Below are 22,323 nucleotides of genomic sequence, written 5' to 3' on the forward strand. Positions count from 1 at the left end.
AATGACCGTTACACACCCGATGTTGTCGGAAGGTGACACGATCGGGTAATACCTGGCTTACCCATGCGGCGGCATAAATTACTTCGGTTTCCTACTCATATTTCTTTAAGGTTTATGGATGACACTCTCTTCATGCCGCGTTTTCAGCGGATCTAGAGGCTTTTTCAGGGCAATGAAGTTGAACTTTCAACGCCTCGGCGTTCGCTCTCCCGCACTGAGCGGCAGGTTTTAACGCACGTCTGCGTTGTCAGCCAAGGTTGGCTGTTTGAGGCTGAATTTAGGTGAGCACGCAACCAGCCTTACAGCGTATCCTTTCATTCAACTCCCAGCGAAGAAAGATTGCGTAAGCATCGTCCTCGACGCTTCTTCGCCCACGTCCCTATAAAGCACTGTCATACCTGACCGGCATTCAACCAATAAATAGTTAGACCTTGAACAACAGGAGACAGCATGAATAAAGTCGGCCCCGCTAGTTGCCTCCTACCAACGGATAATGCGGCACAAGTGCTTCGTCTAATTAATACGAATGCACATATAGATATCGTTTCGAGCCGTGATCTTGAAGCCGGCCTCGACGAAATCGATCTCGAAAGCGTCGCTGCCGGAAGTACTGCGGCAATTCGCCGCCGCGCACACGGTGGCACCGATCAGTTGCAAATGCTTATTGCGCCCGATACGGATGCAACGCTTGCGTCTATCGTCAGGTCCACTCTGGATTGTCAAGACTTAATTGCTCCCGTATGGATCCTGGACCAAACAGATCATGGCGCAGTCATTGCGCGACCTGCGGAAATACGCATCAGCTTCTTTCCATACTCAAGTCCCTTAAGTTCTGCAAAGTCGGGAGCACCGAAAAAGGAAGACGAGAAAATCCACGCTTCCGCGCAATGGCTCACCGAAAACTGCGAGCACGACATTTCGATCGCCGAGGTCGCTCAAGCCGCTGCAATGAGCGAGCGGACTTTTCTGCGCAGGTTCCGCCAGCAGATCGGCACGACACCCTCCGAGTATTTGCTGAGAGCACGTCTCGAGCGCTCGTGCCGCTTGCTGGCCGAGGGCGATTTGCCCGTCGACAAGATTGCGCGCCGCAGTGGCATGGGCAATGGATCGCAGCTCGCGAAGCTATTTCGCAAACGTTTCAGGGTCTCGCCAACAGAATTCCGCCGCCGCGCCCGCACAGGTACCGCCTGAGCGAGAGTAGCCATGGAAGAAGGCGGGCCGCACGGCAATTGGCGTGATCTGCCGTTGGCATCGCGTGCCGAAAGGTTCGCGTTCACGTCGATATTGATTGGGTTTGCAACTGTTTATGTATTGGCGGTGATTGTCGTTTTCGCGGTCGTGGCGATCGTAATGATTCCGCTACGGATCGTATCGACGATTGCAGCAGCTGTCAGGGCCGCAATGCGGCGTGAATGACGGCGTTTCGAAGGGCCGCGTAGTGGCGATGCGCGACAAGCAATTGGCGGCTGTGCCGCCGATTGGGCGGAAGTTTGTCGAATCAGCTGTTACTACAATGCAGCTATCGTCTGACCGGCTATGTGCATTTGATAAATATATTGGGAGCCCTAATCGTGATGGATCTTGTTGAATTCTCAAGTCTGCGTGTCAATGAGAAAATCGACTACTCACAACCGTCGAAGCACATTGGCCTTCTCGTTTCCCAGAACTTCTTTACGGCGACCGCGGGCGCCATTGGGGACGCTTTCCGTCTGGCTAACGCGGCGGAACTCGCCCGGGGCGAGCAGGCGCCCTACCGTCTAACGGTATTGTCCGACCAGGGGGGGCTTGTCACCAGCTCCTGTGGCATTTGCATTGGCACGGAACAACTTAATCATTACAGCATCAGCGACTTCCATGCGTTCTTCGTGGCCTGCCGCGACTCGGCGGTGACAACCGAGCCGACAGATCGCCTTCATTCGTGGATCACCCGTCAGGGAGCCATTGCATCGCTTCGCATTACGCAAGGCTCGAAGCTCGCGGTGGTTTATAAAAACGCTTCGCGGCTGGCAGTACCCGTCGTTCTGTTCGACGACGAGGTTGCGGGACCGCGCGCGAGCGGAGCGACACCAGCTGAACTGGCCGTCGCCCAGATCGAGCGCGACCTCGGCCCGCAGATTGCCCGCAAGGTCGCGCTCGACCTGCAGACCAATGCGGTCAAGCCCACGAGGCCCCGCGAAGGTGACGCGAAGTCGCTCACCACGACGAGCAAGGTTCGAGAGTCGGCGCGCTGGATAAAAGAAAACTACAGCAAGCCTATTTCCGTGGCACAAGCAGCGGAATCCGCAGCGATGAGCAAGCGTAATTTTCGGCGACGCTTCAAGCAGGAGTTCGGCATGACGCCGCTGGAGTACCTGCTGCGCACGCGGTTTGAAGTTGTCCGCGCAATGCTGAGTTCCACCAACGTTCCTATCGGGAAGATTGCACGCCGGTGTGGAATGGGCGACGGCAACCGGCTTGGCCGTCTTTTCAAGGAAAGGTACGGCATGTCGCCCACCGAATTCCGCGCACAGCGTCACCAGATCCTGTAGAGCGGCTCACGCAGGAGGAAAGCCACATCGCATCAGACCAATTTTTATGACTACTCCGATTCGTAAGACGCTGCTTTATCTCATTCTTATCCAGGGCGGCAACTATATCGTACCGTTGCTGATGTTGCCGTACCTGGGTCATGTACTCGGTGCGAGAGAGTTCGGGGTCCTCGCCTATTGTCAGGCGGTTGCCCAATACATGGTCTTGTTGACCGACTACGGTTTCAACTTCACGGCAACGAGGCACGTCTCCGTGAACCGCGGCGACCCTCGCGGTTTGGCAGAGGTCTACACGAGCACTTCCGCTGCGCGACTCGTGCTCGTCATGGGAGCACTCGTGCTGATCGTTGCGGGTGTGTTGTTCGTGCCGGACCTGCGACAGCATGCCGACGTGCTGGCCGCGTTGTTTCTCGGGATCGTCGCCAACGCCGTCACGCCGATATGGTTGTTCCAGGGCCTGGAGCGCATGCGCGCGCTAGTTTTACCGACGTTTCTTTCGCGGCTCGTCGGACTGGTCTTCGTGTACCTCGCAGTAAGAGGTCCGGGCGACGCGGCGCTCGCCGCGCTTGGTGTGAGTCTCGGCAATGTGCTGCTCGCGATCTGTGCGCTGTGGATTCTCCATCGCAATCGACTGGTGAAACTCGTCGGTACATCCACGAGCAAGATCGTCGAGGCGCTGAAAGACGGGTTCCCGCTTTTTCTCTCTTTCGTATTGATCAGCTTTTATGTGAACTTCAATTCCATTCTGCTGAATTACTTTCACGGACCGGAAGTAGTCGGCCAGTTCGCAATGGCGGACAAGATCCGCGTGGCGGCGCAAGCCATGTTCATGGTGATTAGCCAGGCTTTCTATCCACGCATCAGCCAATACCATGCGACCGATCCTCAAGCCGCGCAGCGTCTGATGCGTATGGCAATGCTTGCCGTGTTCTCGACTTCGATCAGCCTTTTTATCGGTATCGAATTGCTCGCGGCGTGGGGCATCGAAACGTGGATTGGGCCGCAGTTTCACGCGTCGATTCCTCTGTTGAGACTAGAGGCCGTGTTGCCGCCGATCATCAGCGTGGCAGTTGTATTCGGCGACCTGGGACTGCTCGCGCAAGGACGGGCGCGCTCACTGACCAATGTGTTTGTCGGCGCAACCGTTCTGCATCTTCTCTATGTCGTTCCACTCACTCGCTACGGCGGCGCCAAAGGGACGATCGTGGCCGTGATCCTGACCGAAGTGGTCGGCGCAGTGGCCTTCGTGTGGCTGTATTTTCGCGGCGTCGCTCCCACTTCGCGCGGTGCGGGTCGGTCGCCTGTTGCGCCGTCAGCGGGTCAGGAGCCACGCGGCGCGGATGCGGGTTGAGTGCGGTTCTGGTTCATCAAACAATCAAGGTGCCCTATGTCAGCTTTTTCCATCATCGTGCCGGCTTATAACGTGCAGGCCTATCTCGACGATGCGCTCGCAAGCATCGCCGGCCAGTCCTTCACGGATTTCGAAGCGATCATCGTGGATGACGGCTCCACGGATGGCACCGCCGCGATTGCGCAGCGCTATTGCGATACCGACCCGCGTTTCACCTATGTCTATCAGCCCAATCGCGGGCAATCCGCGGCGCGCAATCTGGGCACCTCGCTCGCGACCGGCTCCTATGTGTACTACATGGACAGCGACGACATTATCGACACCGACACGTTGAGCGTGTGCCATCGGGAATTCAGCAATCCCGAGATCGACGCCGTCATGTTCGAGGCTGCTGTGTTCCCGAACGACGCGCCCATGTACAAGCAGGAAGTGAATGGTTACCGGCGGCCTCTGGGAACCGCGACGTTCTGGTCGAATGAGTTCGTCGTCGAGTCGTTGCGGCAAGGACGCTATTTCGTATCGCCATGCTGCTTCATTACGCGACGTTCGGCGATCGGAAGCCTCCGCTTCCTGGAAGGCATCGTGTACGAAGACAATCACTTCTTCGCAGCATTGCTGCTGCAACAACGGATCAAAGTGGCCGTGCTGAATCAGGCGCTATTCAAAAGACGCCTGCGAATGGATTCGACAATGTTCACGACGAAAACGCTGCACCATTACAACAGCATGTACCGGCTGCTTCACGAAATGTCGGAACTGTCGTTCATTGCGCTCGATCCGCCGGCGCGCGCGAGGATCAAGCAGGAGATCATCGGCAAGACGCTGGGCGATCTGCATTTCGCAAGCGCGATGGTCGGCCCCGATTTCAAACTGCGAAGCATGAACGTGGCAGCGACATGGTACGTCGCCACTCATATCTCGCCTCGCCTCTTTTCCGCGAAGCGTCTGTTGCTCGCGCTCGTGCCGGAGTTGTATCGGCTGAAGCCTGAACTTTGATCGATCGTGGATAGGTGTGCGCCGCAATTTCCAAAACGGCGCACACCTGGATGCCCCGAGAAAAACATGTTGTGATGCCTGTTGTGCTGAGTGCCTTCGTTAAAGTCTGAATCGTTGCCGCAGCGTGGTTGCGAGGAGTTCCATTGCCTCCGTTGTGCGGCCCCGATCGCCGCGCATCAGAACCACATCGTGGTCTTCAATCTGCGGCAGGCCGTCGAGCACCCGCATATCGGCGCTGACGCGTGCACGGTCGAGAAGCGTCACGGCCAGACCGGATTCGACACAAGCCTTGATCACCTGAGTCGAGCCGCTGTCGAGGATCACCCGCCACTTCCTTCCTGCTGACTGCAGTGAGCTCGTCATTGCTGCACGATAAGGACACGGCTCCGCATAAAGCGCCAACGGAAGCGGACGGGTGTCATCGACGACATAGCTCGGGCTGCCGACCCAAACCGGCGTTGTCACGGTCAGTACATCCGCAGACCTGCTTTCCTTTGCGGGCTGAACGACTATCGCCAGATCGAGCTTGCCGCGACTGATCTGATCGCGAAGCTTGAAGCTCGGTGCAGTCTTTACTTCGAGAACCACGTTGGGCCAACTGGTCGCGAAGCCCGGCAAGATATCGCGGATCACATGCGCAGCGTATTCATCCGGTATGCCGAATATGACCCGGCCGGCCAGTCTCTTTCCCTTGATGTCTTCCACAACGCGATCGTGCGCCGCAAGCACCTCGCCCGTACTGGACAGAAGCCGCTTGCCGAGCGCCGTCAACGTGACCGACTGATTGTCCCGTTCGAGGAGCCGCCCACCTGCAATAGCCTCGAGGCGCTGAATCTGGATGCTCACGGCCGCGGGGCTCCTGTTGACCAGTTCCGCCGCCGCGCGAAAGCGTCCTAACCGGGCGACAGCGTGAAAGGTCCGCAGGAGATCGATGTCGAGAACGGTGCTCATGGTTTAATTCTGTTAAATGACTGAGTCAGTCTATTTCAATTTTCGAATCTATCCCGGCGGACTACTCTGCATGAATGGCGAGAACATCGACACACAATGCAAGCTTGAACCCCAATTCGCGCGACGCGAACCGCGTGCCGCTGCCCATGCTCGAGGCGGGGATGGTCCTGACGTGGAGTTCCGGCTTTGTTGGAATGCGGTTCTCCGCGGATTACGCTCCAGTACTTCTGGTGCTGCTGTGGCGGTTCATAACACTTTCGCTCTGTCTTTTTCCCTTCGTCGCTCGCGAGATTCGGAGTGCGCCTTTGCCCGTATTGATCCGGCAGTCGATCATTGGGGTATTCGCGACAGCGGGGTATCTCGCCGGCGTCGCGAGAGGAATCGAGCTTGGTGTTCCGACCGGTCTCGCCGCCCTCATTGCAGACTTGCTTCCAGTGGCCGTAGTAATCATTTCGACCTGCGTCTTCCGCGAGCACAGCCCGAAGAGTGTGTGGGCCGGACTAGCGCTTGGCCTTGCAGGAATGTTGATTGTCTGTCGCGACGCGGTGGCGCTCGGAAAAGCGCCGGCATGGGCATACGCACTGCCGGTTGCAGGTATGGTTTCACTTGCAGCGGCTACGGTTTGGCAGCAACGATCAACGGCTCGCGCGGGAAGTTTGAGCCCGCTGGGCATGCTTTGGCTGCAAAGCGTTGTCTCCTGTCCGGTCTTTCTATGGCTGCAGGCATCGCATGGCAACGTCATGCCGATCGCAACCGTGGGGTTTGCTGCCAGCGTCGCCTGGACTGCCATTCTGGCGACGCTTGGCGGATGGGGGCTTTACTGGACGTGTCTACGGCGCTCGTCGTCTGCTCGCGTCACGAGCGTACTCTTTCTGAGTCCTCCGATCACGCTGATCTGGGCATGGGCGATGTTTCGCGAGCCACTGTCATGGCCCATGGCTATGGGAATGGGGATTTCCGGCCTTGGAGTCCTGCTCGTTGTGCGACGCGACCGTGCCGGAGGCAGACTGTTCGACAGCAGACTTCGGTGAGCCGAACGATTGCCACCGCACCGGCAACGCTTCGGGTTGTATCGATTGCGACGAGTACAGCGCTAACCCAACGCCGTTCGCTAGGCCGCGAACAGACGGCGATGCACGTTGCGCAAGTGCGCCCGCATCGCGGTCTTCGCGGCGCGTGCATCGCGATTGAGAATGGCCTCGCCAATCCTGCGGTGATCCGCGTTCATCGCCAGCGTAATCTGCTTGTCAGCGTAAAAAGCTTCGAGGTGCGTGAACACGGGGCTATAGCGCTTGTTCCATAGCATCGTCATCACCTCGGTCAGTAGCGGGTTGCCCGTCATCTCGCTGATGAGCACATGGAAGCGCCTGTCTTCTTCGAGAAACGCGGCGTCGTTCACCGACTGCGCCTCCAGGTCGCCGATGATGCGCGTAAGCAAGCGCCGCTGCTTGCCGGTGCCGTTCTTTGCAGCAAGCGCCGCGATTTCGCCTTCTATCATCGCGCGTGCGGAAAGCAGATCGGCAACGCTGAACGCTGCGTCTTGCACCGGCGCCTGTTCGCGTGACTTGTCCAACTGGCGCACGAAAACGCCGGTCCCAGTGCGTATCTCCACTCGCCCCGCGATTTCGAGCGCAATCAATGCCTCGCGCACGGAAGAACGCCCCACGCCGAGTTGCCGGGCCAGATCGCGTTCGGCAGGCAGCGCCTGTCCCGGCTCGTAAGTACCGTCTTCGATGAGCCCGATGATCAGGCTCGAGATTCGCTGATACAGACGCTCGGGTTTGAGAGTGGGCAGGTCCATTGGCAGGTTCATTCGCGCTCCTTTACCCGTTTCGTCGATCGAATTGCATCACTCAAAGACAGTCGCTATACTGCCTCGGCGGTCCGGTGGCCTGACCACTCGTATGGCCTGACCGCAATGAAATTGAAGGCAGTCCCTGGAAGCAACCGTTTGAAAGCATAGCATCGGCGATTTCGCGGATGCGCTCAAAAAAGGCGTGCTCATGACGATGTCATTTCAGTGCTTCAGCACCGGCGCTTGCCGCCTTGCCCGCATGCGGTCCGCTCGAGTCACGCACGTACCCGCCCCCTCCCGCTTTTCGTCCAGCTTTCAATCAGCGCCGCCCTGAAGGCGCTTCCGCGCGCATTGAATCGACGAAGCCGATCCGAGCAGTCCGAGCAGTCAGCACAACAACAAGGAGACACCATGTTCCGCTCAGCCAAGCAGGTGACGATCACGCTCGCCGCAGCGTCATGTATGTTCGCGGGCGCAGCGCGCGCGCAAGTGGCCACCGGCGATACGTCGCAAAAGAAGATCGCGCTGTCGAATAGCTTTGCGGGCAACTCCTGGCGGCAGTCGATGTTGAAGAGCTGGAACACGGTCTCGCAACAGGCCGTCGCGGACAAGAAAATCGGTGCGGCTCCCGCATTTACCACTGCCGAAAACCAGGTGACGGAGCAGGCGCAGCAGGTGCAGAACCTGATCCTGCAAGGCTATAACGCGATCGTCATCGACGCCGTGTCGCCGACCGCGCTCAACGGCACCATCAAGAAGGCGTGCGCAGCGGGTGTGGTCGTCGTGTCCTTCGACGGTATCGTCGACGAGCCGTGTGCGTATCGAGTGAACTTCGATTTCAAGGGCTGGGCTGAGCAGGGTGTGGACTATCTCGCGCAACGGCTGAACGGCAAGGGGAACATTCTCGAAGTGCGGGGCGTGGCGGGCATTTCCGTCGACAACCTGATGCATGAAGGTGTGCTCGATGCGATGAAAAAGCATCCCGGCATGAAACTCGTGGGATCGGTGAACGGCGACTGGACGCAGTCGGTCGCACAAAAAGCCGTTGCGGGCATCTTGCCGACACTGCCGCAAGTCGATGGCGTCGCGACCGAAGGCGAGATGTCGTTCGGCATCGCGCAGGCTTTCAAAGCCGCCAATCGCACCACGCCGCCGATGATCATTGGCAGCACGTATCCCGAACTCAACTGGTGGAACGAGCAGACAAAGAACGGCTATCAGTCGCGGTCGCTGTCCAATCCGCCGGGCGCGGTCACATTCGCGTTCTGGGTCGCGCAGCAGGTTCTCGCAGGAAAGAAAATTCCGAAGGACGTGACCATCAACGTGCCGCTGCTCGAAATTTCGCAGCAGGAGTTGCCGGCGAAGCTGGCGGCGACGCCGCCGGGCGGCATCAGCGACGTCACCTATACGCTGCCTCAGACGGTCGCGCTTCTGGACAAGAAGAAATAAATCTTTTGAATCGAAGTATCGCCACGCATGGAGCATGTGAATGGGCGGAACAGGAGACGCGATTGCCCGACGTGAGGCGCTGATTCGCTTCGAAGGCATTAGTAAGAGTTTCGGGCGCGTGCGCGCGCTCAACGACATAGACTTCACCTTCATGCAGGGCGAATGCGTCGGCATTGCCGGACATAACGGCGCGGGAAAATCGACGCTCACGGCCGTGCTGGCGGGCGTCCATGCGCCGACGCAAGGGCGCATCGAAGTCGAAGGCAGGCACGCGCCGCATTACGACGCCAACGCCGCACGCGATGCCGGCGTACGCTGCGTGTTTCAGGAGTTGTCGCTCTGCGCAAACCTGACGGTCGCTGAGAACATGTGCATCGTGCATCCGCAACTGCGTGGGCGCGGATGGCGCCGCACGGCCACGAAGCTGATGCACGAGAAGCTCGACGAGATTTTCCCGGGCAACGGGCTGAAGGGCAATGAACTTGTCTCCGACCTCACGCTGACGCAACAGCAGATGGTCGAGATTGCGCGCGGATTTACCGTCACCGACACGCCCGTGCGTCTTGTCATTCTCGACGAGCCGACGTCATCGCTCGATGCGCATACCGCAGAACAGTTGCTCGCGTTTGTGCGCAAGGCGGCGGCAAGCGGCGTCACCTGCCTGCTCATCACGCATATGCTCGGCGAGATCGAGCGCGTGGCCGACCGCGTGGTGGTCATGCGTGACGGCAGCATCGTCAGCGTGCTTTCGCGAGAACAGTCGAGCCGCGAGTCGATCATCCAGGCGATGGGGCAGCACCTCGAAGCCGACAAGGCGTCTGTCGTAACTCGCGTCCAGGCGGATCGCGAGCGGGAGCGGCACTTCATATGGAACATCGGCGCAAAGCGCCATACGCCGATAGAAGCGTCGCGCGGCGAAGTGATCGGCTTTGCGGGACTGGCGGGCCAGGGGCAAACCGAGGCGCTTATTGCGATCTATGAAGCCGCGACGAAGCGCGGCGCGAGCCGCGCGAAGGTGGCTTTCGTCGCCGGCGACCGCGGGCGCGACGGCGTCTTCCCGATCTGGTCCATCGCTCAGAATCTCGACTTGCGCTGGCTCGCGGGCGGTGCGCCGCGCAAGCGCGGCCTCGTCGATTTTGCGGCGGCGCGGACCATCGTCGAGGAGTGGCGCGCGAAGATCGGCATACGCGGGGCGGCGATGAGCGCGGGGATTCTGTCGCTCTCGGGCGGCAATCAGCAAAAGGTACTCTTTGCGCGCGCGCTTGCATCGGACGCGGAGCTGATCCTGATGGACGATCCCACGCGCGGCGTCGATGTCGGCACCAAGCGCGACATCTATCAACTGGTTCACGACGAAGCCGCAAAGGGCCGCACGTTCGTCTGGTACACCACGGAAAACGAGGAATTGTCGCACTGCGACCGCACTTACGTGTTCCGCTCGGCCGCCGTCACGCGCATGCTTCATGCCGACGAATGCACGGAAGAAGCACTGCTCGCGGCCAGCTTCGAGGAGCAGGCCGCATGACATTCGCCATCACGCAAGCGCGTTTGCGCGCGATGCTTCCCGCCATATCGCTCGTCGCGGTGTTGATACCTATCCTTGTCATGCAGCCCGCGGTAATGAGCTACTTTGGCTCGAGCCTGCTGCTGAATCTTGCGGTGCCGATCGTCCTCGCGACGCTCGCGCAACTCGCGATCATCACCGTCAACGATCTCGACCTGTCGATCGGGCCGTTCGTGAGTCTCGTCGCATGCATCGGCGCGACGCTGCTCGTGAAGACACCGTGGCTCGGCGCCCTCGCGCTCGTCGGCTGCGTGCTCACTTATGCGGCCGTCGGCGCGTTGGTCGAGTTGCGCCAGATTCCGTCGATCGTCGTGACGCTCGGGTTGTCGTTCGTGTGGAGCGGCCTCGCTATCGTGCTGCTCCCTTCACCGGGCGGCACGAGCCCGACGTGGCTCGGCGCGGCGATGAACTATCAGACGCCGTTCATCGCGGCGCCCATCGTGTGGTCAGTGCTGATTGCGATCGTCGGGCATCTGCTCCTGATGCGCTCGTCGGCGGGCGTGCGCGTGCGCGGTGCAGGCGGCAATCCGCGCGCGATGCGCCGCTTCGGCTGGTCGCTCGTGCGCAGCAAGGCGACGCTCTACGGCGTCGCGGGCGTGTTCGGCGTGCTGTCGGGTTTATCGCTGCTCGGCCTCACCACATCCGCCGATGCAAATCTCGCGTTGCGCTACACCCTGCTCTCGATTGCCGCCGTGATACTCGGCGGCGGCGAATTCATGGGCGGTCGCGTGTCGGTGATCGGCGCGGTGCTCGGCGCGATCACGCTGACGCTCGCCGCATCGTTCCTTGCGTTCCTGAACATCTCCTCCGACTGGCAGGTCGGTATGCAGGGCGCGATTCTGATCGTGGTCCTGTCACTACGCGTGCTGCTGCAACGCGGAGAGCGCCGATGAATACCCTCGCTGAAAACAATACGAGCGCATGGTCGCGCATCAAGGCGATTCAGGCGCCGTGGGTCTGGTCCTTTATCGGTGCGGTGCTGGTATGGCTCGCCATCGTCGCGATCTTCGGCTTCGGTATCGCGAGCAATGTCGCGCAAACGGCGCTCACGTATGGCGTCTTCATGGTGCTGGTGGGCCTGGGGCAAATGCTCGTCATCACATCGGGCGTGGGCAACATCGACCTGTCGGTGCCCTCGACAATCGCGCTTGCCGGCGTGGTCGGCATGCATACGATGGGCGGCGCGAACGGTCAGATCGTCGCGGGTATCGCGGCGGCGCTCGGCGTGGGCGTCGCGATTGGCATCGCGAATTACGCGCTCATTCGCATGCTGCGCATTCCGCCGATCATCGCGACGCTGTCGTCGAGTTTCATTATTCAGTCGATCGCGATCACGCAAGGCAGACAGCTTCCGCCGCCACCGCCCGCGCTCGGCGCATTCGCGACCGGACGTTTCCTGGGCGTGCCGTACATTGCGCTGCTCGCGCTCGCGTTATCGATCGCGCTCGCCGTGCTGCTGCATCGCGCGGTCTATGGGCGCAGGCTGTCGGCCATCGGCCAGAATGCGCGTGCCGCCTGGCTTGCGGGCGTGGACGTGCACCGCACGCGCTGCCTCGCGTATGTGATGTCGTCGATGATCGCATCGCTGACTGCGTTGCTCATATCGGCGACGTCCGGCGGCGCATCGCTCGACATGGGCGTCGAATACATGCTGATTTCGATTGCGGTCGTCGTGATCGGCGGCACCCTCGTGGCCGGTGGGAAAGCGACGATCGCAGGCGTCTGGGGCGCATCGATGTTCCTCTTTCTCACCAACGCCGTACTCAACGCGGTTGGAGCGGACGCGGGCGTGCGCTCCATCGTATATGGCGCGCTCATCATCGCCGTGACGGTGGCGGCGGGCGGCAAGGTCGTGCGCTGAGTCCAAACAGCAAAAAAGGAATAGGAGACATGAAAAACAACGAATACGAAGTGCATGATCCACGCTTCAGGCTGCTGCTTCAGCCGAACGCGTCGATGGACAAGCTAACCGGCGAATGCCTGTGGGCCGAAGGCCCCGTGTATTTTCCGGCGACCGATCTGCTCATCTGGAGCGACATTCCGAACAACCGCATGCTGCGCTGGGCGCCGGGAATGGGCGTCGGCGTGTACCGCGCGCCGTCGAACTACAGCAACGGCAATACGCGCGATCGCGAAGGCAGGCTCGTGAGTTGCGAGCACGGTGAGCGGCGTGTCACGCGCACCGAGCATGACGGCAGCATCACCGTCATCGCCTCGCATTTCGAAGGCAAGCGGCTGAACTCGCCAAACGATGTGATCGTCGATTCCGAAGGTGCAATCTGGTTCACCGACCCCGACTACGGAATCATTAGTGACTACGAAGGATATCGCTCTGACAGCGAGATCGGGCGATGCAACGTGTATCGCGTGTCGCCCGGCGATCCGCAGGTGCGCCTCGTTTCCGACGACTTCGTGAAGCCGAACGGTCTCGCGTTTTCGCCGGATGAATCAAAGCTTTATATCGCCGACTCGGCCGCATCGCACGACGACAATGCGCCACGTCACATACGCGTATTCGATGTCGCGAGCAACGGCGCATTGCGCAATGGCCGCGTGTTCGTGCAGATGCAAAGCGGCGTGCCCGACGGCATGCGTGTCGATGAGCACGGCAACGTATGGACGAGCGCCGAAGACGGCGTGCATTGCTATGCGCCGGACGGTGCGCTGCTCGGCAAAATCCTGATTCCCGAAGTCGTTGCGAACCTGACCTTCGGCGGGCCGCGGCGCAATCGGCTTTTCATAACCGCGACTTCATCCGTATATGCGCTGCATGTAGGCGTGCGGGGCGCGGCGCGCTGATCGATAACAAAGGAGACGGTACGTGCACACTTTCATCAAGGTAGTGACGGCGGCATGCATGGCATTGGCGGCTGCATCCGCGTCGGCGCAGGTCGCGACCGGCGATACATCGTCAGTGAAGATAGCGCTGTCGAACAATTACGCCGGCAATAGCTGGCGTCAGCAGATGCTCAAGAGCTGGGCCAACGTCGCAGACGCCGCAGTTAAACAGAAAGTCGTCGCGGCCGCACCCAGCTTCACGACCGCTGAAAGCCAGGCGACCGAGCAGGTCCAGCAGATACAAAACCTCATCCTGCAAGGCTTCAAGGCAATTGCCGTCGACGCCGTATCGCCGACCGCGCTCAACGGCGTCATCAAGCAGGCGTGCGGCGCAGGCGTGACCGTCGTATCGTTCGATGGCATCGCCACCGAGCCGTGCGCGTATCGCATCGCGGTAGACTTTCAGGGCATGGGCCGGATGCAGGTCGACTATCTGGCGAAACGCCTGAACGGCAAGGGTAATCTGCTGGAAATTCGCGGGCTTGCAGGCGTCTCTGTCGACGACGAGATTCATCAGGGCATCGTCGACGAAATGAAAAAGTATCCGGGCATGAAGATCGTCGGTTCGGTGCATGGCGACTGGACGCAAACCGTTGCGCAAAAACAGGTCGCGGGCATTCTGCCGACACTGCCGAAGATCGATGGCGTCGTCACGCAAGGCGGCGACGGCTACGGTGCCGCGCAGGCAATCAAGGCGGCTGGGCGGCCTACGCCGATCATCATCCTCGGTAATCGTCAGGAAGAGCTAGCGTGGTGGGCGGAGCAGCGCAAGAGCGGCTATGAAACGATGTCGGTGACGATACCGCCAGGCGCGTCGTCGTTCGCGTTCTGGGTCACGCAGCAAGTTCTCGCGGGCAAGAAGGTGCCGCACGACATTCGCATGCCGGTGCTGGAAGTGAAGCCCGACGAGCTCGATGCGGTCCTTGCGAAAACGCCGAGCGGCGCACTTGCGAACAAGGAGTACACGCGCGACGAAGTGGTCGCAATAGTGGACGGCAAAAAATAGCGCGCTCCGACAATTGCGTCCGGCTCCGAGCGGAGGGTGCCGCGCGGTCTTCGCAACGAGCGGCCGCCCCCGCCTCACCACCGAACGGTGCGGCCGCGATAATCGAGAAATTCCAGGCCGGGGCGGCCACGTTTGGCCAGCAGTACATCCACGACGCCGGGAACGCTCTCTTCGACCGACAACCGCCCCTCCGGCCCGCCGAGGTCTGTGCGTACCCAGCCCGGCGCCATCAGCACCATCGCACGCGGCGGTTCCGCGTGACGTGCTGCATAGCTGCGCATGAACTGGTTCAGCGCCGACTTGCTGCCGCGATAAACCTCGCGCTGGCCCGACTCATTGTCGGCAATGCTGCCCTGCCCCGACGACATCACGCCGATCAAACCCGCCGCATCAACGAGGTCGCACAAGGTTTCGACAACGCGCATGGGACTGAGCGCATTCGCGATCATCAGGTTCACGAAATCCTCGGTCGACACCTCGCCGATTGTTTGAGTCGGATCCGGATTGGTCGTGCCGGCGCTTACGAACAGCGCGTCGAACGTGCGGCCCGCGAGGCGCTCGCGCAGCGCCCGAATCTGGTCTGGCCGGGTGATGTCCAGCGTTTCGATCTCGACCTGTCCCGGATGCGCATCGGCTAGGTCATGCAGCAACGTGCGCCCGCCACGTACCGTACCCATGACGTGCCAGCCTCGTTTGAGAAACTCCGCGGCCATTGCGTAACCGAGGCCACGAGAGGCGCCGATCAGCAGGATGGAAGGAACATGAGCAGGTTGAGCGGCTTCGAGCATAGGGCTTTCCTTCTTCGTCGGTTGGTCTCAGCAATTCTGATTGCGGTGTCTGCTTTGCACCAGACGCCTCGCCTGCAATCGACGATTGCACCGCACGCCCTGCCTAGCCAGATTTGCACTATCCTCGACAGATGCCACGTGTCGACCTGAACCTTCTTCCCGCCCTGGACGCGCTGCTGAGCGAACGCAGCGTTACAGGAGCCGCCCGGCAGTTGAACCTCAGCGTGTCGGCAATGAGCCGCACGCTGACCAGGCTGCGCACCCTCACTGGAGACCGGCTGCTGGTACAGGCCGGGCGAGCGCTGATCCTTACTCCGTATGCCGAAGAGCTTCGTGAGCGCGTCTCTTCACTGACCCGCGAAGCGGAGGCGACACTTGGTCCCGCCGACCGCCGGTTCGACTTCACTACCTTGAATCGAAGCTTCGTCGTGCGCGCGGGTGAGGGTTTCATCGACCTGCTCGGCGCGGCCTTGATGGACAGGATTCACCGGGCAGCGCCCGGTGTGCAGCTTCGATTCACGCCCAAGCCGGACTGGGCTGCGCAGCCGCTGCGGGAAGGCGCGATCGATCTGGAGATCGGCACGGTGAGGACCACGGCTCCCGAGATGATTACGCGCCTGCTCTTCAGGGATCGCTATGTGGGCGTCTGCCGGAGTGGCCATCCGCTCCTGGACGGCACCACCGGAATCAGCCTCGAGCGCTGGAGTGCATACGGCCATGTGCACACCTCACGCACCATTGCGGTCGATGCGGCTTTGGCACGACTGGATCTACAGCGAACAGTGCTGATGGAGGTGCCGACCTATACCAGTGCGATGCAAATTGCTCGCCAGTCGGACCTGCTCGCCGTCGTCCCGCATTCGTGTCTGGCCAACCCGTTCACGCCCGATCATGCCTTAGCAAACGGCCTCGACAGCTTCGAGCTTCCAGTGCGCACGCCCGCCTTCAGCGTCTCGGCGATCTGGCATCCGCGCCTCGATCAGGACCCGGCCCATCGCTGGTTTCGCGCAGAAGTGATGCAAGTGTGTGCGGCGGCCTATTCTTCTGACTCGATGCCGCCGTTGCTTCGCGATTGACGTTACGTTCCGGTTTCAGTTGGAAGATCGGGCGACCTCGGTGGTCGTCGGTCGCGTCGTGGGGTCCGCCAAGCGCCAGAGTCACGTCGAACTGACTCGCGCTCTGCCTCGCACCGCTTTGCGTCGCACCCGTGCCGAGGTCGAGGCACGCTACGCGAATCCATACAACTTCGTAGGGTTAGCGACGAAGATCAGATGCTGCCAATCCGGCCGCGCTATCCAGTTCGCGATCGTGTCCAGCAAGCTCGCATCATCCGGCTTATGCGTCTTCTCCGTCGGATGGGGCCAGTCGGTACCCCACAGCATCCGCTCGGGCGCCATCTCGATCAGCGCTTTCGCGACAGGCTCAACGTCTTCGTATGCCGGCGCGCCCGCCTTGCTGTCGACGTACGGCCCCGACAACGTGATCCACGTATTGCCTTTCTCGACCAGGCGCCTCGCGGTGCGCAAAGCGTCCGACGACAGGCCGCCGGGTTCCGGAACATGCGCGATATGGTCGATGACGAGCGGGCAAGGCAGTGCCGACAAATGCCGCTCGAGTTCCGGCAGCCGCGCGCCCTGCACCACCAGTTCGATATGCCAGCCGAGATTGGCTATGCGCGTGGCAAGCGGCGCAAGCATGTCGAGCGTCGTTGCGCCCGGATAGCTCAGGTTGAAGCGAATCGCGCGAATGCCGCCTTGGTCCAGGTTCTGCAGTTCCGCATCGGTCACGGAACTGTCGATGACGGCAACGCCGCGCGCATTGCCGCTGAACTGCCGGATGGCCTCCAGCGTACAGCGGTTATCCGTTCCATACGTCGACGGCGTGACGACCACATTGCGCTTCACACCCAGGCGCGTCTGCAGAAGCCGGTACTGCGCGACCGTGGCATTCGGCGGACGCAGCGTCGTGCCCGGCGCGACCGGGAAGCGATCGTCGTAAATATGCATGTGACAGTCGATGGCGCCTTCGGGCAACCTGAACGCCGGCCGGTCCGTGCCGCTCGACCAGGTTTCTTCAGCGGCGGCCAGCTTCGGCAGCGCTGCCGACATCAGTGCAGCGCCGGCGAACTGGAGGAATTCGCGTCTCGTGGGAACAGTCATGCTCAAATGGTCCCCGTCTTGCTGACCAGACGGTTTGCCGAATTATTGCGGGTCAACAGCAACAAGGTCGCGACGCTGACGAGCGTGAGGATAGCGAGCGGCATCAACGCCAGCGCATAACTTCCAGTCGCCTCCTTCACCCATCCATATACGTTCACCATCAGTCCGCCGCCAAGCAGATTTGCAATCGCGTTCACCGTCGCGAGGCCTGCTGCCACGGCACTGTTGGACAGCATGTCCGTGGCGAGCGCCCAGAATGGGCCCTTGAACGAATAGGCGCCAACGAGTACCGCGCACAGCATGCAGACCGTCGGTACAAGTGAGCCGCTCAGCGACGTCGCGAACAGACCCACACCAATCAGCAGCATCGGTACTACAGTGTGCCAGCGACGCTCGCCGACCCGGTCCGAGCGGCGTCCCCAGTACACCATCAGGACGGAAGCGACCGCGTACGGCACGGAGTTCAGCAAGCCTGTCTGCATGACGGACAAACCAAACGACTTGAGCAGTTGCGGCTGCCACACGGACAGCGTGCTCCCCGCCGCCGACGCGCATGTGTCGACGAGTGCGAGACACAACACGTAGCGATTGCGGAACAGTTGCGTGAGCGGAAGCGACGGCACCTTCTTCGGAGCCTTTTGCTCGCTGACGAGCGCATTGACGAGCCATGTGCGCTCGTCGTCGTCGAGCCATTTAGCGTTCTCCGGCTTGTTGGTCAGCATGAACAGACACGCAACGCCTAGCAGCACGGTCGGGACGCCTTCGAGAATGAACAGCCAGTGCCAGCCGCGCAGCCCCCAGAAGCCGTCCATCTGCAGGAGCAGCGCCGAAATCGGCGAGCCGATGAAGCTCGCGGCGGGAATTGCGACCATGAACGTCGCGACGATACGAGCGCGATACGACGCCGGAATCCAGTACGAGAGATACAGCAGCACGCCGGGAAAGAAACCCGCTTCGGCGGCGCCGAGCAGGAAGCGCAGAACATAGAACGACGTCGCGCTATGCACGAGCGCGGTCGCTGCAGACACGATGCCCCACGTAATCATGATTCGCGCGATCCAGATACGCGCGCCGTACTTTTGCAGCGCGAGGTTGCTCGGCACTTCGCAAAAGAAGTAGGAAATGAAGAACAGGCTGCTGCCGAAGCCGAACACCTTCGCCGACATGCCAAGGTCATGATTCATCTGCAGCGACGCCATGCCCACGTTGCCCCGGTCGATAAAGGCAAGCAGATAGCACACCATCAGAAAGGGAATGAGTCGCCAGACGACCTTTCGTATCGTCCGGCGCTCGATCGCGGACTTGTCCATGAATCCAGTTTGCATCGTCGTCTCCGTTTATTGTGCGCCTGCGCGCTGATTCGTGAATCGTTGCCATGCAATGACGGCGATGACACCGCTGGCGAGCACCACCGCCATGGCTGCAAATGTGTGTCGTACGCCCAGCGCTTCGGACGCGGTCCCGACGAGCAGATAGCCGAATGGCATCGTGCCGTTGTAGGCCATCCCATACATGCCGACGAGCCCGCCGCGCACGTGTTCCGGGCATTGCCGCTGGATGGTCGCGTTCGTCGACGTGGCCGCGAACGTGAGGCTGAAACCGAGTGCGAAAAACGCCGGCACCGTGGCTGCCGCCTCCGATGTCGCGGCGAGCAACGCGAGCGCGCCGACGGCCGTCCACGGCGCCCACGCGATGAATCTTCGCGACGCCGACGTGCCGATCGCCGAAGAAAGCAGAATTGCCGCGCTCAGCGAACCCGCGCCCGCGCACGCGAAGAACACGCCCGTAAAACGCGCCGCGTCGTGGAACCCCTGGTCCGCGAGCAGCGGCACGAGTGTCTGGTAACTGCCCGCGAACAAACCGATGCACGCGAGTATCGGCAGATAGCGGGCGGAGAACGCATCGGACATCACGTAGCCGACTGCGTCGCGCAGGCTGCTGTCCGCGCGCGCGGGCCGAGCCGCCGAGGCCGTTCTGATCGAACGCACGCATGTCGCCATGAAGCAGAGCGCCACCGCATAAATCACAAACGATGTTCTCAGTCCGAGCGTCGGATAGACGAAACCCGCAATCGTCGGGCCGACCATCCGGCCGACGTTGTAGACCATCGTGTTCATCGCCACGGCGTTCGACGTATGCGTCGGATCTTCGAGACTCGTCAGCAGCAAAACCTGGCGCGCGGGCGTCTCAACAGCGCTCGATACGCCGATGGCGAGCGCATGCGCGAGTATCAGCTTCACGCCGAGCACGCCGAGCAGCGACAGCGTGAAGAGACTGGCCGTCAGCACCAGCGACGCCGTGAGCACGCACAGCGTCGCGCGCTTCGCATTGGCCGAACTGATGCGCGAGCCGGCGATCGGTGCGACGATCAGTTGCGGTCCGTACAGCAGAAAATTGAGCAGCGCGAGAATCGCCGCCGACCCCGACAGGTGATACACGAGCAGATTTAGCGTGACGTTCTGCGTCCAGCTTCCGAGCACGGACGCGACCTGTCCGCTCAGATAGCGTCGCAGCGACGCCTCGGCAAGCGCCGGAAACAGTCTGCTGACGAAACCGGTTTGCGCGGTCATCGTCATGACAACGCCTTGCCGCGCGTTTCGGGTGCGAAGAACACGACGACGGCGGCGGCGACGAATGCGACGATGGTCGTCGCGAGTCCGAGCACGAATCCGCCGGAAGTCGATGCGAGCGAGCCGATAATCAACGGCGCGATGAAGCCGCCCAGACGGCCGCCGTTATACGCGAGGCCCATCAGGAATCCGCGCGACGCCGTATTGCCGATAATCTCCGCGAGGAACGGACCAGCACCCGCGAAAATGCCGTTCACACTGAAGCCCGTCAGGAAGATCGCGACCATCAGCAGCAGCGCATTCGACGACACGATGTACACGCCCACGGCCCCCGCCCCGACCAGCAGATAGGCAAGGAACATCGGACGTCGACCGAGGCGGTCGACGAAAGCAGAAAACAGCAGGAATCCGCTGATTGCGCCGAACTGCAGCGCAAGCACGAATTTCAGGCTATGCACGAAGTCGAGATGCTTCACCGTGACGAGGAACGTCGGTGTCCACGTGAAGACACCCCAGTATAGGTACTGCAGAAAGAAGATGAAGCCGAACGCCGTCAGCAGTCCGCGCACATTGAGCGTGTCGCTGCTCGTCGCGTGCACGTTTTTAACCGATGTCTTCGCCTGCTTGCGTTCCAGCCAGATCGGCGATTCAGGCGTTTTTCGCGCAACCCAGAAGAGGATGAAGAACGGCAACGCACCGATCAGAAAAAGCAGACGCCAGCTATTTCCACCGAGTCCGTCATTCACGCCGCTGACGATGCCTGAAATCGTGATGGCGAGGATCGCGCCAATGGGCAATCCCATCTGCATCAGCGCGCCGCCCTTGCCGCGCCGGCTCGCGTGCCATGTCTCGGCAATCAGCGCGGCGCCCGCCGTCCACGTGCCGCCCATGCCCAACGCGCCGAAGAAGCGCAACGTCGCGAACCAGTGCTCGTTCGGCGCGAATGCAAGCAGACCCGAGAACAGCGAATAAATGCCGACGCAGAGCAACGCGGTACGCACACGCCCCAACCGGTCCGATACATAACCGAACAGAATGCCGCCGACGATCTGCCCTGCCGCCGTGATGCTCGTGAACAGGCCGAGCTGCGCCTTGCTCAGACCGAACTGAAGAGCGAGCGTCGGCAGCAGAAGCGAAAGCAAAAACGAGTCGTAGCTTTCAAACGTCCAGCCGAGTCCCGCAAGTGTTAGCGAGCGCCACTCGATGCCCGTGATGTTCTTCAATCCCCTGGCTTCGGCACCGTCCTTGAATTCGGTTGTCGCAACCGTTGCACTCGTTTTCATGTGTTGTCTCCGGCAATCGCGAGGCGATAGGTTGCCGCCGCAGTCCGGCTGAACAGGGCGGCTTTTTCATTGGCGGACATCGCGGACGCGAGTCGTTTGAAGGCGTTCCACAGCACGCCGTAACTGAACATCCCTTTATCGACGGGAAAGTTGCTTTCGAACATGCAGCGATTCACGCCGAACAGTTCGACGCACGTGTCGAAATACGGCCGCCACGCAAAGGCCAGTTCCTCGGACGAAGGCGGCACTTCGCGCGCGGCGAAATCGAAGCCGAATACGTTCATGCCCGCGCCGCCGAGCTTGATGCGCGTGTTGGGCAAGCTCGCGAGGCGCGCGAGTTTTCGCTGCCATTCGGCGCGAACCGCCGCGCGTTGACCAGCGTGCGGACCGACACCCAGCGGACCGCCAAAATGATCGATAACGACCGTCACGCGATCCGCGGCACGCGCGAGTTCATACAGATCGTCGAGTTGCGTGTGATAGACCCATGCATCGAGCGACAACTCAAAGCGGCCGAGCGCCCTCACACCCTGCCGGTAAGCCGGATTTGCCATCAGGTCGCGCGGCGGCGTCACGGGGCTCGAACTCACTTCAGGGCTCGCATGCCACGCGAGCGGATTGCGGATGCCGCGCAGGCGTCCGCCGGATACCTGCAACATCGCTTCGAGCACCGCATCGAGTTCAGCGCCCAACGTCAGATCCGCACCGCCGACGATCGCCTCGCAGCAGCGCGTCCGTCCATACGCGCCGCTCGCGGACATCGCGGCGATTCCGTTGGCGAACTCCACTTCGCCAACGGGCTTCATCGCCTCGGGACCGTCCTCGCGCAACATCGAGCGGCATTGCACGTAGACCGTCGACACGACCCGATGCCCGCTCGCCACGTCGTTGCGGAACTCGTCCGCGAGATACCGCCCGGTCTGGCGGTCCCACAGATGATGGTGCGCATCGACAATCGGCAATTCAGGCTCGAGAACAGGCTCCTTTCGCAAGGCAAGCCACTCCTCTCGAACCGGAAGATGGGGCGCATGGACTATCTGCATTA

The 22,323-nt window shown here is 61.1% G+C and carries 21 protein-coding genes; 13 read left to right on the plus strand and 8 right to left on the minus strand.

Annotated elements, in window-relative coordinates; translation table 11 throughout:
- Positions 1-450 precede the first annotated feature (450 nt).
- The 5 genes from ACTJLB_RS18655 (at position 451) to ACTJLB_RS18675 (ending at position 4,875) form a co-directional block, all read left to right on the plus strand.
- Positions 451-1,191 (plus strand): helix-turn-helix domain-containing protein, encoded by a 741-nt coding sequence (locus ACTJLB_RS18655; protein WP_440784132.1) that lies wholly within the window; start codon positions 451-453, stop codon positions 1,189-1,191.
- A 12-nt stretch (positions 1,192-1,203) separates the two neighbouring features.
- Complete coding sequence (locus ACTJLB_RS18660) at positions 1,204-1,416, plus strand: hypothetical protein (protein WP_020070922.1); 213 nt, start codon at positions 1,204-1,206, stop codon at positions 1,414-1,416.
- Positions 1,417-1,574: 158 nt separating this feature from the next.
- Positions 1,575-2,528, plus strand: a complete 954-nt coding sequence (locus ACTJLB_RS18665; protein WP_440784237.1) for a GlxA family transcriptional regulator — start codon at positions 1,575-1,577, stop codon at positions 2,526-2,528.
- A gap of 46 nt (positions 2,529-2,574) precedes the next feature.
- Positions 2,575-3,879: a flippase gene (locus tag ACTJLB_RS18670; RefSeq protein ID WP_440784133.1), complete on the plus strand. Its 1,305-nt coding sequence runs from the start codon at positions 2,575-2,577 to the stop codon at positions 3,877-3,879.
- A 36-nt stretch (positions 3,880-3,915) separates the two neighbouring features.
- The gene (locus ACTJLB_RS18675; RefSeq protein ID WP_440784134.1) at positions 3,916-4,875 is read left to right on the plus strand and encodes a glycosyltransferase family 2 protein; all 960 of its coding nucleotides are present in this window, start codon (positions 3,916-3,918) and stop codon (positions 4,873-4,875) included.
- 99 nt (positions 4,876-4,974) lie between these two features.
- Here ACTJLB_RS18675 and ACTJLB_RS18680 read toward each other — a convergent pair whose 3' ends face one another.
- Positions 4,975-5,826, minus strand: a complete 852-nt coding sequence (locus ACTJLB_RS18680) for a LysR substrate-binding domain-containing protein (RefSeq protein WP_087751161.1) — start codon at positions 5,824-5,826, stop codon at positions 4,975-4,977.
- Positions 5,827-5,930: 104 nt separating this feature from the next.
- On the opposite strand from ACTJLB_RS18680, the gene ACTJLB_RS18685 reads away from it, so the two are divergent.
- Positions 5,931-6,857: a DMT family transporter gene (locus ACTJLB_RS18685; protein WP_408470993.1), complete on the plus strand. Its 927-nt coding sequence runs from the start codon at positions 5,931-5,933 to the stop codon at positions 6,855-6,857.
- An 80-nt stretch (positions 6,858-6,937) separates the two neighbouring features.
- On the opposite strand, the gene ACTJLB_RS18690 is transcribed toward ACTJLB_RS18685, so the two are convergent.
- Entirely contained in the window at positions 6,938-7,639 is a 702-nt protein-coding gene (locus tag ACTJLB_RS18690; RefSeq protein WP_440784135.1) for a FadR/GntR family transcriptional regulator, read from the minus strand.
- A gap of 393 nt (positions 7,640-8,032) precedes the next feature.
- Here ACTJLB_RS18690 and ACTJLB_RS18695 point away from each other — a divergent pair, with 393 nt between their 5' ends.
- From ACTJLB_RS18695 to ACTJLB_RS18720, 6 genes are read left to right on the plus strand one after another with little or no spacing between them, the layout of a single operon-like run.
- On the plus strand, positions 8,033-9,070 hold the full coding sequence (locus ACTJLB_RS18695; RefSeq protein WP_440784136.1) for an ABC transporter substrate-binding protein: 1,038 nt from the start codon (positions 8,033-8,035) through the stop codon (positions 9,068-9,070).
- A gap of 40 nt (positions 9,071-9,110) precedes the next feature.
- Complete coding sequence (locus ACTJLB_RS18700; protein WP_440784137.1) at positions 9,111-10,595, plus strand: sugar ABC transporter ATP-binding protein; 1,485 nt, start codon at positions 9,111-9,113, stop codon at positions 10,593-10,595.
- Positions 10,592-11,527, plus strand: a complete 936-nt coding sequence (locus ACTJLB_RS18705) for an ABC transporter permease (RefSeq protein ID WP_408173837.1) — start codon at positions 10,592-10,594, stop codon at positions 11,525-11,527. The genes ACTJLB_RS18700 and ACTJLB_RS18705 overlap by 4 nt, the downstream gene beginning before the upstream one ends.
- Positions 11,524-12,495 (plus strand): ABC transporter permease, encoded by a 972-nt coding sequence (locus ACTJLB_RS18710; protein ID WP_440784138.1) that lies wholly within the window; start codon positions 11,524-11,526, stop codon positions 12,493-12,495. Before ACTJLB_RS18705 ends, ACTJLB_RS18710 begins: the two co-directional genes overlap by 4 nt.
- A gap of 29 nt (positions 12,496-12,524) precedes the next feature.
- Positions 12,525-13,433, plus strand: a complete 909-nt coding sequence (locus tag ACTJLB_RS18715; protein ID WP_408488211.1) for an SMP-30/gluconolactonase/LRE family protein — start codon at positions 12,525-12,527, stop codon at positions 13,431-13,433.
- A 58-nt stretch (positions 13,434-13,491) separates the two neighbouring features.
- On the plus strand, positions 13,492-14,478 hold the full coding sequence (locus ACTJLB_RS18720; protein WP_408173854.1) for an ABC transporter substrate-binding protein: 987 nt from the start codon (positions 13,492-13,494) through the stop codon (positions 14,476-14,478).
- 74 nt (positions 14,479-14,552) lie between these two features.
- Here the strand turns inward: ACTJLB_RS18720 and ACTJLB_RS18725 are convergent, their stop codons facing one another.
- Entirely contained in the window at positions 14,553-15,266 is a 714-nt protein-coding gene (locus tag ACTJLB_RS18725; RefSeq protein WP_440784139.1) for an SDR family NAD(P)-dependent oxidoreductase, read from the minus strand.
- Between the two features lie 131 nt (positions 15,267-15,397).
- On the opposite strand from ACTJLB_RS18725, the gene ACTJLB_RS18730 reads away from it, so the two are divergent.
- Positions 15,398-16,342, plus strand: coding sequence for a LysR family transcriptional regulator (locus tag ACTJLB_RS18730; protein WP_440784140.1), 945 nt, complete (start codon positions 15,398-15,400; stop codon positions 16,340-16,342).
- Between the two features lie 150 nt (positions 16,343-16,492).
- Here ACTJLB_RS18730 and ACTJLB_RS18735 read toward each other — a convergent pair whose 3' ends face one another.
- From ACTJLB_RS18735 to ACTJLB_RS18755, 5 genes are read right to left on the minus strand one after another with little or no spacing between them, the layout of a single operon-like run.
- Positions 16,493-17,425: an amidohydrolase family protein gene (locus tag ACTJLB_RS18735; RefSeq protein ID WP_440784141.1), complete on the minus strand. Its 933-nt coding sequence runs from the start codon at positions 17,423-17,425 to the stop codon at positions 16,493-16,495.
- Between the two features lie 2 nt (positions 17,426-17,427).
- Positions 17,428-18,750 (minus strand): MFS transporter, encoded by a 1,323-nt coding sequence (locus ACTJLB_RS18740; protein WP_392393647.1) that lies wholly within the window; start codon positions 18,748-18,750, stop codon positions 17,428-17,430.
- Between the two features lie 12 nt (positions 18,751-18,762).
- Positions 18,763-20,001: an MFS transporter gene (locus ACTJLB_RS18745; RefSeq protein ID WP_087751150.1), complete on the minus strand. Its 1,239-nt coding sequence runs from the start codon at positions 19,999-20,001 to the stop codon at positions 18,763-18,765.
- Positions 19,998-21,278: an MFS transporter gene (locus ACTJLB_RS18750; RefSeq protein ID WP_408412153.1), complete on the minus strand. Its 1,281-nt coding sequence runs from the start codon at positions 21,276-21,278 to the stop codon at positions 19,998-20,000. The genes ACTJLB_RS18745 and ACTJLB_RS18750 overlap by 4 nt, the downstream gene beginning before the upstream one ends.
- Entirely contained in the window at positions 21,275-22,321 is a 1,047-nt protein-coding gene (locus ACTJLB_RS18755) for an amidohydrolase family protein (RefSeq protein WP_408166488.1), read from the minus strand. Before ACTJLB_RS18755 ends, ACTJLB_RS18750 begins: the two co-directional genes overlap by 4 nt.
- Positions 22,322-22,323 lie beyond the last annotated feature (2 nt).

Source organism: Paraburkholderia sp. 22098 (assembly GCF_052045935.1).
Classification (GTDB): domain Bacteria; phylum Pseudomonadota; class Gammaproteobacteria; order Burkholderiales; family Burkholderiaceae; genus Paraburkholderia; species Paraburkholderia caledonica.

Coding starts and splice junctions, on each gene's coding strand:
- ACTJLB_RS18655 (WP_440784132.1), top strand. CDS start 451: ATGAATAAAGTCGGCCCCGCTAGTTGCCTCCTACCAACGGATAATGCG.
- ACTJLB_RS18660 (WP_020070922.1), top strand. CDS start 1,204: ATGGAAGAAGGCGGGCCGCACGGCAATTGGCGTGATCTGCCGTTGGCA.
- ACTJLB_RS18665 (WP_440784237.1), top strand. CDS start 1,575: ATGGATCTTGTTGAATTCTCAAGTCTGCGTGTCAATGAGAAAATCGAC.
- ACTJLB_RS18670 (WP_440784133.1), top strand. CDS start 2,575: ATGACTACTCCGATTCGTAAGACGCTGCTTTATCTCATTCTTATCCAG.
- ACTJLB_RS18675 (WP_440784134.1), top strand. CDS start 3,916: ATGTCAGCTTTTTCCATCATCGTGCCGGCTTATAACGTGCAGGCCTAT.
- ACTJLB_RS18680 (WP_087751161.1), bottom strand. CDS start 5,826: ATGAGCACCGTTCTCGACATCGATCTCCTGCGGACCTTTCACGCTGTC.
- ACTJLB_RS18690 (WP_440784135.1), bottom strand. CDS start 7,639: ATGAACCTGCCAATGGACCTGCCCACTCTCAAACCCGAGCGTCTGTAT.
- ACTJLB_RS18695 (WP_440784136.1), top strand. CDS start 8,033: ATGTTCCGCTCAGCCAAGCAGGTGACGATCACGCTCGCCGCAGCGTCA.
- ACTJLB_RS18700 (WP_440784137.1), top strand. CDS start 9,111: ATGGGCGGAACAGGAGACGCGATTGCCCGACGTGAGGCGCTGATTCGC.
- ACTJLB_RS18705 (WP_408173837.1), top strand. CDS start 10,592: ATGACATTCGCCATCACGCAAGCGCGTTTGCGCGCGATGCTTCCCGCC.
- ACTJLB_RS18710 (WP_440784138.1), top strand. CDS start 11,524: ATGAATACCCTCGCTGAAAACAATACGAGCGCATGGTCGCGCATCAAG.
- ACTJLB_RS18715 (WP_408488211.1), top strand. CDS start 12,525: ATGAAAAACAACGAATACGAAGTGCATGATCCACGCTTCAGGCTGCTG.
- ACTJLB_RS18720 (WP_408173854.1), top strand. CDS start 13,492: ATGGCATTGGCGGCTGCATCCGCGTCGGCGCAGGTCGCGACCGGCGAT.
- ACTJLB_RS18725 (WP_440784139.1), bottom strand. CDS start 15,266: ATGCTCGAAGCCGCTCAACCTGCTCATGTTCCTTCCATCCTGCTGATC.
- ACTJLB_RS18730 (WP_440784140.1), top strand. CDS start 15,398: ATGCCACGTGTCGACCTGAACCTTCTTCCCGCCCTGGACGCGCTGCTG.
- ACTJLB_RS18735 (WP_440784141.1), bottom strand. CDS start 17,425: ATGACTGTTCCCACGAGACGCGAATTCCTCCAGTTCGCCGGCGCTGCA.
- ACTJLB_RS18740 (WP_392393647.1), bottom strand. CDS start 18,750: ATGCAAACTGGATTCATGGACAAGTCCGCGATCGAGCGCCGGACGATA.
- ACTJLB_RS18745 (WP_087751150.1), bottom strand. CDS start 20,001: ATGACGATGACCGCGCAAACCGGTTTCGTCAGCAGACTGTTTCCGGCG.
- ACTJLB_RS18750 (WP_408412153.1), bottom strand. CDS start 21,278: ATGAAAACGAGTGCAACGGTTGCGACAACCGAATTCAAGGACGGTGCC.
- ACTJLB_RS18755 (WP_408166488.1), bottom strand. CDS start 22,321: ATGCAGATAGTCCATGCGCCCCATCTTCCGGTTCGAGAGGAGTGGCTT.